This window comes from Rheinheimera sp. MM224 (assembly GCF_947090785.1).
In the GTDB taxonomy this organism is placed as follows: Bacteria; Pseudomonadota; Gammaproteobacteria; order Enterobacterales; family Alteromonadaceae; genus Pararheinheimera.
On the sequence record NZ_OX352320.1, the window covers coordinates 3937705 to 3952325 of the forward strand.

General features: G+C 46.6%; 11 protein-coding genes and 1 other RNA gene. 1 reads left to right on the plus strand and 11 read right to left on the minus strand.

Going from position 1 to position 14621, the window contains the following annotated elements; all coding sequences use genetic code 11:
- Nucleotide 1 precedes the first annotated feature (1 nt).
- The 9 genes from mraY to chrA all read right to left on the minus strand — a co-directional run bounded on the left by mraY (nt 2) and on the right by chrA (nt 9910).
- Nucleotides 2-1084 carry a phospho-N-acetylmuramoyl-pentapeptide-transferase gene (mraY, locus tag OM978_RS18505; protein ID WP_233008054.1) on the minus strand — a complete coding sequence of 361 codons (1083 nt, stop codon included), beginning with the start codon at nt 1082-1084 and terminating at the stop codon, nt 2-4.
- Nucleotides 1078-2454: a UDP-N-acetylmuramoyl-tripeptide--D-alanyl-D-alanine ligase gene (locus OM978_RS18510; protein ID WP_264343794.1), complete on the minus strand. Its 1377-nt coding sequence runs from the start codon at nt 2452-2454 to the stop codon at nt 1078-1080. The genes mraY and OM978_RS18510 overlap by 7 nt, the downstream gene beginning before the upstream one ends.
- Nucleotides 2451-3920 (minus strand): UDP-N-acetylmuramoyl-L-alanyl-D-glutamate--2,6-diaminopimelate ligase, encoded by a 1470-nt coding sequence (locus OM978_RS18515; RefSeq protein ID WP_264343795.1) that lies wholly within the window; start codon nt 3918-3920, stop codon nt 2451-2453. The genes OM978_RS18510 and OM978_RS18515 overlap by 4 nt, the downstream gene beginning before the upstream one ends.
- Nucleotides 3910-5664 (minus strand): penicillin-binding transpeptidase domain-containing protein, encoded by a 1755-nt coding sequence (locus OM978_RS18520; RefSeq protein WP_264343796.1) that lies wholly within the window; start codon nt 5662-5664, stop codon nt 3910-3912. Before OM978_RS18520 ends, OM978_RS18515 begins: the two co-directional genes overlap by 11 nt.
- On the minus strand, nt 5661-5969 hold the full coding sequence (ftsL, locus tag OM978_RS18525) for a cell division protein FtsL (protein ID WP_264343797.1): 309 nt from the start codon (nt 5967-5969) through the stop codon (nt 5661-5663). The genes OM978_RS18520 and ftsL overlap by 4 nt, the downstream gene beginning before the upstream one ends.
- The gene (gene rsmH, locus OM978_RS18530; RefSeq protein WP_264343798.1) at nt 5966-6904 is read right to left on the minus strand and encodes a 16S rRNA (cytosine(1402)-N(4))-methyltransferase RsmH; all 939 of its coding nucleotides are present in this window, start codon (nt 6902-6904) and stop codon (nt 5966-5968) included. The genes ftsL and rsmH overlap by 4 nt, the downstream gene beginning before the upstream one ends.
- Nucleotides 6904-7368 (minus strand): division/cell wall cluster transcriptional repressor MraZ, encoded by a 465-nt coding sequence (mraZ, locus tag OM978_RS18535; protein WP_264343799.1) that lies wholly within the window; start codon nt 7366-7368, stop codon nt 6904-6906. The genes rsmH and mraZ overlap by 1 nt, the downstream gene beginning before the upstream one ends.
- Before the next feature lie 572 nt (nt 7369-7940).
- A complete protein-coding gene (locus OM978_RS18540) occupies nt 7941-8567 on the minus strand; it encodes a flavin reductase family protein (RefSeq protein ID WP_264343800.1) in 627 nt (208 codons plus the stop codon).
- A complete protein-coding gene (gene chrA / locus OM978_RS18545; protein WP_264343801.1) occupies nt 8567-9910 on the minus strand; it encodes a chromate efflux transporter in 1344 nt (447 codons plus the stop codon). Before chrA ends, OM978_RS18540 begins: the two co-directional genes overlap by 1 nt.
- A gap of 309 nt (nt 9911-10219) precedes the next feature.
- Here chrA and OM978_RS18550 point away from each other — a divergent pair, with 309 nt between their 5' ends.
- The gene (locus tag OM978_RS18550) at nt 10220-13012 is read left to right on the plus strand and encodes a pentapeptide repeat-containing protein (RefSeq protein ID WP_264343802.1); all 2793 of its coding nucleotides are present in this window, start codon (nt 10220-10222) and stop codon (nt 13010-13012) included.
- Between the two features lie 236 nt (nt 13013-13248).
- Here OM978_RS18550 and rnpB read toward each other — a convergent pair.
- Both rnpB and rsmI read right to left on the minus strand, forming a co-directional pair.
- Nucleotides 13249-13608, minus strand: an RNA gene (gene rnpB / locus OM978_RS18555) — RNase P RNA component class A.
- A gap of 153 nt (nt 13609-13761) precedes the next feature.
- On the minus strand, nt 13762-14610 hold the full coding sequence (rsmI, locus tag OM978_RS18560; RefSeq protein ID WP_264343803.1) for a 16S rRNA (cytidine(1402)-2'-O)-methyltransferase: 849 nt from the start codon (nt 14608-14610) through the stop codon (nt 13762-13764).
- Nucleotides 14611-14621 lie beyond the last annotated feature (11 nt).

The following is a 14621-nucleotide window of genomic DNA, read 5'->3' on the forward strand; positions in this document are numbered from 1 at the left end:
TTTATCTCAGTTTTAAAGTAGCTAAACCAATCAGCACAAAAATGACGGACAAAATCCAGAACCGCACAATAACGCGAGGTTCAGGCCAGCCTTTTAATTCGTAGTGGTGATGAATAGGCGCCATACGGAAAATCCGCTGGCCGCGTAATTTGTAAGAACCAACCTGCAAAATCACAGACACAGTTTCCATCACAAAAACGCCGCCCATAATAAAGAGCACAATTTCCTGACGGACTAAAATGGCAATCACGCCCAGCACTGCACCTAAAGCTAAAGAACCTACATCGCCCATAAAGACCTGAGCCGGATAGGTATTAAACCAAAGGAAACCCAGGCCAGCGCCGACTAGCGCAGCACAAACCACCACCAGTTCACTGGCGTGAGGCAGATAAGGAATATTCAGATAATTGGCAAAATTCACGTTACCGCTGGCGTAAGCGATGATGGCAAAAGCAAAGGCCACCATAATGGTTGGCACTATGGCTAAACCGTCTAAACCATCGGTTAAATTCACCGCGTTGCTGGTACCCACAATGACGAAGTAACACAAAGCAATAAAGATAAAACCCAGCTGTGGCAGCACATCTTTAATAAATGGCACCACTAAACTAGTCTCAGCCGGACGTTCTGCCGAGGCATAGAGGAAAAATGCGATAGCCACAGCAAACAAGGACTGCCAGAAGTATTTCCACTTAGCGATCAGGCCCTTCGGATCCTTACGCACTACTTTGCGATAGTCATCAATAAAACCAATCCAGCCAAAGCTGATCAGCGTAAAAATCACCACCCAAACGTATTTATTCGCCAAGTCGGCCCATAACAGAATACTGGTCAGCACTGAACCTAAAATCAGCAAACCGCCCATAGTAGGGGTGCCTTTTTTCGAGAAATGGCTTTGTGGGCCATCATCCCGTACGGTTTGACCAATTTGCAGTTGTTGTAACTTAGCGATCAGCTTGGGGCCAAAATACAGGCTCAGCATTAAGGCCGTTAGAATACCCAGAATAGACCTGAAGGTCAGGTAACTGAATACGTTAAAGGCATTGATATATTGAGTTAAATACTCGGCTAACCACACTAACATGAGCTGATCTCCTGCTGACATCTTTCTAGCAAGTCCTGCACGACCAATTCCATTTTGGCGCTGCGCGAACCTTTGACCAGTACGGTGCTACTCGACTGTTCATCAAGGATCGGGCTTAACTTTTGGATCAGTTGCTGACGGGAACTAAAATGGGCCCCTTGGCCGTTAAATAAATCACTGGCGCTCTGTGATAACACACCCAGGGTGAATAACAGATTAATCCCCTTTTGTTTGGCGTATAAACCTACTTCTTCATGGTACAAACGGGCATCAGCGCCCAGTTCGCCCATATCGCCAAACACCAATACTCTGAAGCCCGGATAAGTAGCCAATAAGTCGATAGCGGCCTTAGTGGATTCAGAATTCGCGTTGTAGGTATCGTCAATCAAACGTAATTTGTCGCTGGCTACTGTGACATTAATGCGGCCTTTGACAGGCTTCATTGCCGCTAAACCTAACTGCACATCGGTCAGGCTGGCACCTAAAGTCAAAGTAGCAGCAGCTGCTGCTAAAGCGTTGGCCACGTTATGTTTACCAGGTAACACCAGCTGAATAAAAATCCGGCCTTGTGGACAAACTAAATCAAAGCTGGCACAACCTTGCTCATTCAGCACTATATGTTCAGCGGTAAAATCGGCCGCCTGAGTGCTGCTGAAGGTCAAGACAGTTTTATCCTGCAGACGCTTTAACCAATAATCAGAAAACTCGCTGTCCAATGGCACTATAGCAACGCCATCAGCACCTAAAGAGCCATAAATTTCGCCTTTGGCACGAGCTACACCAAACAAGTCACCAAAACCTTCCAGATGGGCTGCCGCCACATTGGTGATAATAGAGACTTCAGGTTTCACCAACGAAGAAGTGTAAGCAATTTCACCTAAATGATTGGCACCCAGCTCCATCACAGCGTACTGATGCTGCTCTGTTAAACGTAATAAGGTTAAAGGCGCACCAATATCGTTATTAAAGTTGCCTGCGGTCGCCAGCACATTGCCAATGCGGTCCAAAATAGCGGCCATCATTTCTTTGACTGTGGTTTTACCGACACTGCCAGTCACAGCCACAGATTTAGGATTGACCTTTTGTTTCACTGCCGCGCCTAAAGCCCCTAAAGCTAAGCGGGTGTCAGCAACGATAATTTGCGGCACTGCCACAGGCAGTTGCTGATCAACAATCAAAGCCACAGCGCCTTTGCTGATCACATCAGCAGCAAACTGATGACCATCAAAGTTCGGGCCTTTTAAGGCAATAAACAAATCGCCTTGAGTAATATTGCGGCTGTCTGTGCTGACGCTCTGAATTTGAATATCAGCGCCAACCAGTTGTCCCTGCACTAACTGTGCTATTTCTTTTGTTTGTAAAGGGATCATAAAGCAGTCTCCGTCACCAGTTGTCGGACAAAGGCACGTTCGTCGTAGGGTAAAACTTCATGGCCAATGATTTGATAATCTTCGTGGCCTTTACCGGCGATCAATACCAGATCACCAGCCTTGGCTTGTTCTAAAGCAGTGCGTATCGCCGTCTTACGGTCGGTGATCAGCTGATACTGCTGCTCTGTGCAACCTGCAGCTATATCCAGACAAATCGCCATCACATCTTCAGTGCGTGGATTGTCGGCAGTAATAATTAACTGATCCGCCAACCGCTCCGCGATAGCACCCATTAAAGGTCGTTTGCCTTTATCGCGGTCGCCACCACAACCAAAGACCACCCAAAGCTGGCCCTGACAATGGTTACGAACGGCTATTAAAGTTTGCTCCAGCGCATCAGGCGTATGGGCATAATCCACCACAGCCATCACTTTGCGATGGGCTTGATAAAACTGTTCGATACGGCCCGGCACACTGCATAATTGCTCTGCAGCACCCACTAAAGCCTCAAAGCTATGGCCTAATTGCAGCATGGCACCAAAAGCAGCCAATACGTTTTGAATATTAAATTCACCCAGCACTTTAAGCTGCAACAGCTGTTGACCTAAATGGCTGCTTAAACGGAACTGATAACCCAGTGGGGTAATTTCCAGTTGGTCGTAAGCCAAATACTCGCTATAGCCCTGGCAATCTTTGAACTGACCATAAGCCAGTACAGGAAGAGTGCAGTCAGCTGCTAATTGGCGACCAAACTCATCGGAGACATTAATCACAGCTTTTTTGGCTAAATCAGCTTTAAACAGCAAAGCCTTGGCTTCGCCGTAGGCTTGCATAGTGCCGTGATAATCCAGGTGATCGCGGGTTAAATTGGTAAACACAGCCACTTCAAACTGCAAACCAGCTACACGTTGTTGCACTAAGGCATGAGAAGATACTTCCATAGCCACCAAAGCACAGCCTTTAGCGGCTTCAGTCGCAAGAATACGGTGAATATCCACCAGATGAGGGGTGGTGTTATTCAAAGCGGTCAGGCTACGGTAATCGCCATAGCCCAAAGTGCCAATCACAGCGGCTTGTTGTTGTAACAACACAGCAAGCTGATTGACAAAAATAGCAGTACTGGATTTACCGTTGGTGCCGGTAATACCCACAAGTTGCTGCACCTGATGTGGATAAAAAGCAGCAGCTAAAACAGGCAGCAATTCAACTAGCTTATTTACAACCACAATACGCTCATCATTCAGCGCGCTCTGAGTATCAGTCAGTACCAATACAGCACCTGCGGCTAAGGCTTTTTCAACAAACTGATTGCCATGAGTTTTAGTGCCTGGCAAAGCCAGAAACACATCACCGCTTTGTACTTCAGCGCTGTTGATACGCAGACCCTGTAATGGCAAAGCTGCCACGGAGCCTGGCAGCTGGATTGCAAAAGGAGTCAGCCATAGCTGGAGTGAGTTAGCCTGCATTGGGCACCTCACTGACTTTGGTAATACGGCTATCGTTTGCATCAGGTGCGATATTTAATAACTGCATCGCAGCGCCCGATACAGCGGAGAACACAGGAGCAGCGACTTCACCACCGTAGTAATAATCGCCGCTTGGTTCGTTGATAATAACCACCACAGCAATTCGAGGATTTGAAATAGGTGCTATACCGGCAAAAGAGCCAATGTAATCATCGCTGTAACCACGGATACCGGCCTTTTTCGCCGTCCCTGTTTTACCACCTACGCGATAACCTGGAACAGCGGCTTTTTTCGCACTGCCGCCAGGGCCAACCACAGCTTCTAACATGGCAACCATATTGTCGGCATGTTGTTCGCTGACGACACGTTCACCTAAAGGCTTTTTATCACTTTTGAAAATAGACAATGGGTAAGACACACCGCCATTGGCGATAGTGGCGTAAATGCGGGCCAGCTGTACTGCGTTTACGGTAAAGCTATAACCAAAAGAAATGGTGGCTAACGCATGCTCACCCCAACGGCGTTGTTCACGTAACACACCAGGGGTTTCACCTGTCAGGCCTAAACCCGTTTCAGAGCCCACGCCCATCTTGTAATACATATCGAGGAACTTGTCGGTCGGCAGACCTAAAGCTAAGCGGGTCACACCTATGTTACTGGATTTGCGCATAATGCCGGTTAAGTCCAAATCGCCATAACCATTGATATCCCGCACTAAACGACCACCGATACGAACCGGGCCATAACCAGTTGAAATGACTGTATCCATAGTGGCAGTGCCATTCTCCAGAGCCGCTAAAACAGGCAAAGGTTTAATGGTTGAACCTGGCTCGAAGGTATCGGTAATAGCGCGGTTACGGTATCTGTTGCTGTCGGTATTTTTTCTGTTGTTCGGGTTGTACGAAGGTGCATTGGCCAAGGCCAGCACTTCACCGTTATGCACATCCACTACGACAACAGAGCCAGAGGTAGCACCAAACTGCATCACAGCTTTTTTCAGCTCACGGTAAGCCACAGCCTGAATACGCTGGTCGATACTCAGTTGAATATTATTGGATGCCTGACCATCGGTTTGTGACAGCACTTCAATTTCACGGCCTTTGGCATCTTTACGTATAGTTTTGAGTGCAGGTTTGCCGGTTAAAACGTCGTTAAACTGACGTTCAATGCCTTCCATGCCCTGATCATCCACATTGGTAAAACCTAACAAATGCGCAGTGACTTCACCGGCCGGATAATAACGGCGTGATTCCTGCTGAAAGGCAATGCCCGGAATTTTTAGCTGTTTAATGTAATCCACTGTGGCAGGACTAGCCTGACGTTGCAGATAGACAAAACGTTTGGAGTCATCGGCACCAATCTTATCCGACAGTTGCTGCGGGCTGATTTGCAGCATATCAGCCAGCGCATGCCAACGGCGTTCATCAATTTTGTGTCTGCTGCGCAGCACCAGTTGTGGGTCAGCCCAAATGGACTGCACAGGAACGCTGACCGCCAGTTCTTCACCGTTACGGTCTAAAATCATACCACGCATGGCAGCGTCAGATTTCACCCGCAAGGTGCGCATATCGCCCTGTTCCAACAGCATTTCAGGTTCTAACACCTGCAAATAAGCTGCACGGATAATCAGGCCGCTGAATACCGCAAATAAGGACACAATTACAAAAGCAAAACGCCAACTGATGACAGTCGGCTGTTGATTCTTTTTCGCCTGCTTTTTAGGTGCTGCTGGTTTCTTTATCATGGTTCCTGCACCACCACATCTTGCGGGCCGCTGGGCCTGACCATATTCAGTTTGGTCGCTGCCAGCTCTTCCACCCTGCTGTGTTCAGACAAGGCCCTCTGCTCCAGCAATAAGTTGCGCCACTCCATTTCCAGGGTGTCGCGATGTTGCAGTATTTTATCTTCGTGCATCGTCAGTTGGCGGTTCATATGAGTGAACTCCACCACGGCCAAAGCTGAACCTAAACAACACAACATCAGCACCAGCAAAAACTTGTGTTGCCAGATATCGCCGATGATCAGACGGTTCAGTTTGATGGCGCTCATGCGGTTTTCTCCGCAATACGTAATACAGCGCTACGGGCTCTGACGTTGTGTTCCAGTTCAGCATCAGACGGCATAATGGCTTTGCCAATCAGCTTTAATGGTGTGTACAGGTTCAGTTGGTCTTGCGTTAATGGCAAACCTTTAGGAATGGCGGCGCCTTTGCTTTTTAAACGCATAAACTGCTTTACCATCCGATCTTCCAGCGAATGGAAGCTGATCACCGTTAAACGGCCACCAGGTTTTAATACATGCACAGCAGCATCCAGCGCAGTTTTGATCTGGTCCAGCTCACTGTTGATATAAATCCGAATGCCCTGAAAGCTGCGGGTCGCAGGATGTTTTTTCTCTTTATGGCTTTTTGGTACCACGGTGCTGATTAAGCTGGCCAACTGAGCTGTGCGGGTCAGTGGCTGCTCACTGCGGCTGTCGACTATGGCATTGGCTATACGCCAGGCTGATTTTTCTTCGCCGTATTCACGCAACACAAAAGTAATGTCTTCCACATCAGCTTTTGCCAGCCAGTCGGCAGCAGAAATACCTGATGTTGGATCCATACGCATATCCAGTGGGCCATCACGCATAAAGCTGAAGCCACGTTCAGCATCATCCAGTTGAGGAGAGGACACACCTAAATCCAACAATATACCGTCTACTTTGCCGGTAATGCCTTTGTCTTCAGCAATTTGGGCTAATGCAGCAAAAGGACTGTGGGTAATAGAAAAACGAGGGTCGGCCAATAAAGGCTGGGCGGCAGCAATAGCAGCCGGGTCGCGGTCAATACCGTATAAACGGCCTTGTTCGCCTAATTTAGACAAGATCACTCTGCTGTGACCACCGCGGCCAAAAGTACCGTCGAGATAAATCCCGTCGGGTTTAATGGCTAATCCGTCTATGGTCTCGGCCAATAGTACGGAGATATGGGCGCTTTGATCCATCAGAGTACAAAATCCTGCAGCCGTTCGGAGATCTCAGCGTCGACGGACATATCACGTTCAATTGCCATATCTTCGGCAACACGTTTATTCCAGGTGTCTTCGTCCCAGATCTCGAATTTGTTAAGTTGTCCGACTAAACGGATGTTTTTTGTCAGGCTGGCATGGCTTCTTAGTGGCGCAGGTAATAGAATGCGGCCGCTTTTATCCATGTCACAATCCGACGCGTGGCCTATCAATAAACGTTTAAAGCGCAACTCTTGTGGGTTTTGGTTGGATAAACGCTGCAGCTGTTCCGCAACATCTTCCCATTCAGGTAATGGATACAGCAGTAAACAAGGATCTTTGGTGTGAATAGTACAAACCATGGCACCTTCTGCATCAGCAAATAAGGCATCACGGTAACGCGTTGGAAGCGCTAACCGACCCTTATCATCCAATGTTAAAGAAAACGACCCACGGAACATATTAATCCCACTTTATTGTTGTTTGATCCTGATATTTGATCCACAAATACCCACAATTTCCCACTGATGTACAGTTTAGGGCCGCAGAAGAAAGCTTGTCAAGGTGAAAACCCCTTTGTTTGATCATGATAGATCCAGTAAAAACAAGGCTTAGCGCGAAGATCCTGATTTCTGTGGGGAAAAGTGGAAGAAAAAAACCTTAAAATACTTTGAAATATTTCATTTAGTTACGCATAACCCAACCCTTCAGACTAATGGCTTGCAGTATGCGACTAAGGCGCTGTTACTAAAGTGATTACAGCGATTTTTTAAGGCAAAGGATAGTTATAACCTTATGATTTTTATTGAAAAAAACTAATACCTTGATGAAAGGAAGCAGTTAGAACTGCGATAAACGATAATAACTGCAAAAGCTTATCAAGCTCAAAACAAAGCCAAAAAAACGTAGAAGAATGAGAAAAACCACACAAAGAAACCAACAGTAGCAAGACTTTAAAAGTAAGCAAGCGCTCACAATCAGATATAAAAAAGCCCTGTCTGCCATAAGACAGTCAGGGCGAAAAACAGGAAGTTCAGCGACGCACTGCAGAAGCAGGTCGGGCTAACTGAAATATATCAGCAGCAACCCTGCTGTAACCTGAACCACCAATACGACTGATTAAATCCATTTTGTATGGATCAGGCATGCCATTGGCATCCAATAATGTGGGGTTGATATAAATCGCCAGCACTTCTGCAAAAATCACTTCACAGCTTGGGTTTTCCGGCGGATAAGGTTGTAACCTGGATAACCTGCATTCAAGAGCTACAGGAGCTAATGCCACACGAGGCACTTTGATTTGGCTGGACGCCGCCTGTTCCAAACGGGCTAAATCAAATTCACTTTCATCTGCAGGCACTGCGGCTGCGCTGATATTCATTTCATTAGCCAGCGCATGCGGCACCAGATTCACTACAAAATCCCGGGTCGCTTCAATATTTAGGCTGGTGTCTTTACGACTGCCATCGGCTTTATGCTGAGTGGAGATCATCAGGGTCGGTGGCTGATCTGTGATCATTTGAAAAAAACTAAAAGGGGCTAAATTCAATACGCCATCTGAAGACAGACTCGATACCCAGGCGATAGGTCGAGGGGTGATAGTACTGGTTAATAGCTTATAAGCCGCTGAAGGGTCCAACTGCCGCAGATCAATCCACATTAATAAAAACTCCAAAAAGATAAAACTAAACCCAACATAGCGGCTCCTGCTATCACCCGCATTAAGCTCTGCTTCGCCACAAACAAAGCCAGCGCTGCAAGTATAGTAATAAGAACAGCTTGCCAGTCGATAGCACCGGTAAAGCCTGTTGGCCATACAACATGGTATGCAAAAAACAGCGCTAAATTAACAATAACCCCCACCACCGCAGCACTTATTGCCGTTAATGGTGCAGTGAGCTGTAACTTGCCTTGAGTGGATTCCACCAGAGGACCTCCTGCAAGAATAAAAATAAAAGAAGGTAAAAAGGTAAACCAGCTCACCAGAAGCGCGGCTGTAATTCCGGCCAGCAACATCAAATCAGGGCCAAAGCTGGCATGCACATAAGCGCCAACAAAAGCGACAAAAACCACCACCATAATCAGCGGGCCTGGTGTGGTTTCCCCTAAAGCCAAGCCATCCATCATCTGCCCAGGCGTTAACCAACCAAACTTATCTACAGCGCCCTGATAGACATAAGGCAGCACAGCATAAGCACCACCAAAAGTTAATAATGCAGCCTTGGTAAAAAACCAGCTCATTTGGGTCAGTTGATGTTGCCAGCCCAAACTGAAGGTAAGTAGCAACATAGGTAAAGCCCACAGTACTAAACCACAAGCTACTACCACGACAAAACGGCTCCAGCGAAATAACGCATGTGAAGGAGTTGGGGTTGTATCGTCAATCAAAGCCGGACCATAACTTTTTTGGGAAGCCGCATGACCGCCAGATGAAAACACTGCAGGTGTCACTTTACTGCCGATAAAACCAATCAAGGCGGCAGACAAAACAATAAGCGGGAATGGCAGTTGAAAGGCAAAAATAGCGACAAAAGCAGCAACAGCTATAGCCCATAATAACGGGTGTTTCATCACCCGCCCGCCTATACGCCAGGCGGCATGTAGCACTATGGCGGCTATCGCAGGTTTAATCCCATAAAACAATGCAGCTACCCAAGGGTGCTCGCCATACACCAGATAACCCCAGGACAGCAGCACCAAAAGCAGTAATGACGGCAGAATAAACAACAAACCTGCCACCACGCCACCCAAAGTGCGGTGCATCAGCCAGCCTAAATAGGTCGCCAGCTGTTGTGCTTCAGGCCCGGGCAGCAGCATGCAATAATTCAGCGCGTGCAAAAACCGGCCTTCGCTGATCCAACGGCGTTTTTCCACCAGCTCAGTATGCATCAGAGCAATCTGTCCGGCAGGCCCACCAAAGCTGATACAACCCAACTTCAGCCAAAACCAGAAAGCTTGCCAAAATGGGATGGAAGGAGGAGAAGATAAGGCTACGTTTTGCATTGGAATATCAGCAAGTTATTAAGGGGTTCAGACTACCAAACTTATAAGGTGCATCGCCACTTGATAGTGATTCAGTCACCGTGGAATTATTTGATAGCATCTTAAATCCCGAAAACAACTACTGGACAAATAGATGAAAATAACTAACTCTACATGACGATTAAAAAAATGACATGCCGCTATTAGAAGCAATAAATACATGCTGTGCATACAAAAAAATAGCAGGAAATTAACACGCCAAGCACAAGTATCAATTTTGCCGAGCTTTGGTGTGCGCTCAGAGAAACAGGATTAAGCAAGGAGCACGGAATGGAAAATCAGAATACGAAAGTAACTTTGACGAAGCCAAAATCTATATGGAATCGTAAAGTGACTCTAGATTTAAAGCCGCTATTTAAAGCACTTGGAAAGATGGCTACCCATGCTACCACTCTCAAGTTCGAAGAGTTAGGCAACGATACCGTCGAAGCTGCGGTGAGTCTTGGGTTAGAGACTCCAATTGAGGAGTTAGGATATGCATTAGTTTCAAATGCGCTCTTAGACGCCCTAAAGTCATTATCACGAGAAAGTACCTCGCACTTCGACGCAAGCTCTTCTCAAGATTGCTCAATTAGCGAACAACTTGAGAAACAGTTAATTGGAACAGCCATTTCTTTCAATGATAAATTCTTTGACGCTCCAGCCGATCAACCTTTTCTCAAAGATGTAATTGAAGCCTATTCTAACTGGCTCTGTGATAATGGTGTTTCACCTTGGAACTCACAGTCTATAGCGGCTCGACTTCCTGCATACTTCGTTAATTCGCTATCGTCTGAATGGCGAAAAAATTCTTCTATTTATAAACGGTTATTAGACCTACAAGATACTCCTTTCAAAAAGGCTGAATACGCTCTACAAGGCTGGAATGCTTATTTTTCATACCTACAAAAGCGGATATCGGAAAATATATTCGACGAGCCATTTAGCCTCGCTCAGCTTTATATCCCGCTCAATGCTTACTACGTAGAACGTGTTGAAAAATCCGAGCAAAGTGCCTCTGAGTTCCGAACAAAAGACAGAAGGGTCTGTGTTTGCCTTGAAGATGAGCTTGTACATTGGCTCGGGTCTCAAGATAAATCAGATGCTTTGCGAGTAATCAGTGGTGGTCCAGGAAGTGGGAAGTCTTCTTTTACACGAGTTTTTTGCGCTGAAATAGCAAAACGCGGCATCGCAAAACCCATTTATATCCCGCTGCATCTTATAGATCCTACACGTGACGTTTCAAGCGAAGTTGAAAAGTTTATTCGAGATGAAGCACTACTTGGATTCAATCCGTTAGATCCTGATAGGAAGGAGATAGGTGTACTTCTGGTCTTCGATGGCCTAGACGAACTCGCTAGTATGGGTAAAGCTGCTGCACAAGTTGCTCGTGATTTTATACAAGCTGTCGAAAAGATGATTGAACGAAGAAATCTTGGCCCGAATCCTATTAACGTAATAATAAGTGGCCGTGAGTTAATCGTCCAAGAGAACGAAACTGAGTTTCGACGCCCACGACAAGTGCTTAACATACTTCCCTACTTTGTTACGGAAGACAAATCGACATATGCAGACCGTAAAAAAATACTTGAAGTAGACCTGCGACAACTTTGGTGGCAAAAGTACGGTACGCTGGTTGGGCAACAGTTCACAGGAGTTCCCAAACAACTGCAATTGCCGGAAATTGATGAAATCACGGCTCAACCTTTGTTGAATTATCTAGTCGCCCTAAGCTACCGACGTGGGAAAATCGACTTCAATCGAAAAATAAACTTGAATACAGTTTACGCAGACCTCGTGGTTGCGGTGCATGAACGGGGTTATGAGAAAACAAGAACTTATCGACCAATTAGCCATATTATTCTCCGAGACTTTGTGCGAGTTTTAGAAGAGATTGGTTTAGCTGCTTGGCACGGAAGCGACGGCCGTTCAACCTCTGTCAGGGATATACTTTTTCACTGTAAACAGAGTGGGCTCACCGCATTATTGGACTCTTTTACTGAGGGAGCTCAAGCAGGAACAACCAAATTGTTAGCTGCATTTTTCTTCAGGCGAGGAAGCGAGGCCGCTGGTGACGATTCGACATTTGTATTCACACATAAAAGTTTTGGTGAGTATCTCACAGCGATGCGCATCGTAAGGGGTCTTGATCGCATAATAACTGAGAGAAATCGGAGAATAGCAAACACCGACGACGGTTTCGATACAACTGATGCTTTGATTCATTGGGCGAAACTTACTGGGCCTGCAGCAATGACTGAGTATGTTCAGAGATTTCTTCGTCGTGAAATCGCTAAGCGGCAGATTGAAGAATTAGAAGTTTGGCAACCTGTTCTCACTGAACTAACTACACATGTCATTGAACACTTAATTCCCATGGAGAAAATTGGTAACCTCAGCCATTCATCTGCGTGTCGCCAAGAAATTAACTCGTCGACATCACTTTTAATAGCTTTAAACGCTGTGTCCGTAGCTCTACAAAAAGTTGCCAAACTAAATTTTAGTACCGAAGTGAGTTTTGGTTCCTTTTTACGTCGAATGTGTCCTCAACGCTCAGGGGCTAAGTCGCCACTGCTATTTTCGTGTCTATCATTTTTGGATCTCTCAGAGCAATGTCTGGATATGGTAGATCTATTTGGTGCAAACCTACAATCGACTATCTGGAGGGGAACGAGCGCGCACTTTGGGATCTTTGATAGCACCGATCTCAGTAATGCTGACTTTACAGGAGCAAAGTTAAGTTGGAGCCGATTTGGTCATGCAACACTCAATTCCGTAAGATTCGTTGACGCAAGACTTACAGGAGTAAAATTCGGGATTTCATCACAACTCCGAGGAATAGACTTTTCCAGAGCTCGGCTCCAGCGTGCAGATTTTGAACACGCAGAACTAGTGCAATGCACTTTCGATAGAGCGAATATTTCCGGTACTAATATTAATCTAGCTAGCGTAGTTGTCGACTGCACCATACATGGAGCTAGAGCCGATAAACATGAGAAGCAGTTAATTCAATGGGTAGAGCGATTAAGGAAGGATGGAAGCCTAAAAGGAGAGTTAAACTTAACAGAAGCAAATGACTCTTAGCCGTTAAAATAACACTGAATTATTCATAAGCAGAGGAAATTTGCCTCATTTGGCAAAACTGCAGTAGCAGACTAGCTAAAGCGAGGATGGCTATAGTTCTAAGAAGACCGTCTTTGGCAGGGATGCCAAAGACGAGCCTATAGGGACATATTCACGGCGTGTCTGCTTGGGCTATAGCCATACCGCAGCTACCGAACTTTGCTGAGTAATTAATTGTCAGCAAAGGAAATAAGAAGGTGTGAGTCGGCCCGTTAAGCCGGGTTCTGTCGTGGACAATCATTCCTCTAGGACGTACGTCACCGCACGCCTCAAGCAACCTACCCGCCCCCAACGCGGGCCGCGCCAAAGGGGGCCTATTTGGTCTTGCTCCGAGTGGAGTTTACCGTGCCACGAACTGTTACCAGCCGCGCGGTGCGCTCTTACCGCACCCTTTCACCCTTACCTGATCCCCAGCTTGCGCAAGGGCCATCGGCGGTTTGCTCTCTGTTGCACTAGTCGTCGGCTCGCGCCGCCCAGGCGTTACCTGGCACTCTGCCCTATGGAGCCCGGACTTTCCTCCCCCTGCTTACACAGGCAGCGATTGTCTGGGCCAACTCACGGCGCGCATTATACCCTTCTTCCTCGAAGCTGCAAGGTTGTTGGCCAGACTCTATCTATTACAGTATCAACATCTGATAAAAGTCGCGGGCGGGGACAAGCCTAATTAACATCAGATTGGAATTTGAAACGGGCGGGTATAAGACCCGCCCCTACGATTCGGTATCCCAGCTTAAACCCAATTTATACAAAGCATTTTTCTTTTCGCCGTGAATTTCTGCCGTTAAAGCGGCGGCTTTTTTCAGTGGTAATTCACTCATCAGCAGCTTCAGAGTTTGCTGAGCTGCCGGGTTAATTTCTTCTTCGGCAGCTAAAGTTGGCGCTATCATTAACACCATTTCGCCCTGACAACGGGCTGGGTCTTCATCTAACCAGGCTGTGATCTCTGCAGCTGTGCCATAGACAAAGTTTTCAAAGGTTTTAGTCAGCTCTTTGGCCAGTACCAGCTCACGTTCTGCACCAAACACCTTCACTACATCTTCTAAACAATCTTTGATACGACGTGCCGTTTCGTAGCAAATTAAGGTGCCTACACCTTGTGGAATGGCACTTAATACATTTTGACGTTGCTGACTTTTGGCAGGTAAAAAGCCAATAAAATGGAATTTATCTGTAGGTAAACCAGCGCAGCACAAAGCGCTGATCAAAGCACAAGGACCAGGTATTGGTACTACACGTACACCAGCGTCACGGCATAAACGCACCAGACTGTAACCCGGGTCACTAATCAGCGGCGTGCCCGCATCTGAGATCAGGGCAACGTCTTCGCCTGCCTGTAATTTCTGCAATAAAGTGGCAGCTCGTTGCTTTTCATTGTGGTCATGCAGCGCCAGCATTTTAGCTGAAATACCTAAGTGACTGAGTAACTTACCGCTGTGTCTTGTATCTTCTGCCGCCACCCAGGCCACAGTGCTTAAGGTTTTGATGGCGCGCTGACTGATGTCATCTAAATTGCCAATAGGCGTGGCTACTATGTATAAATTTCCGCTTTGTGCAGTCATATGGCGCTTAT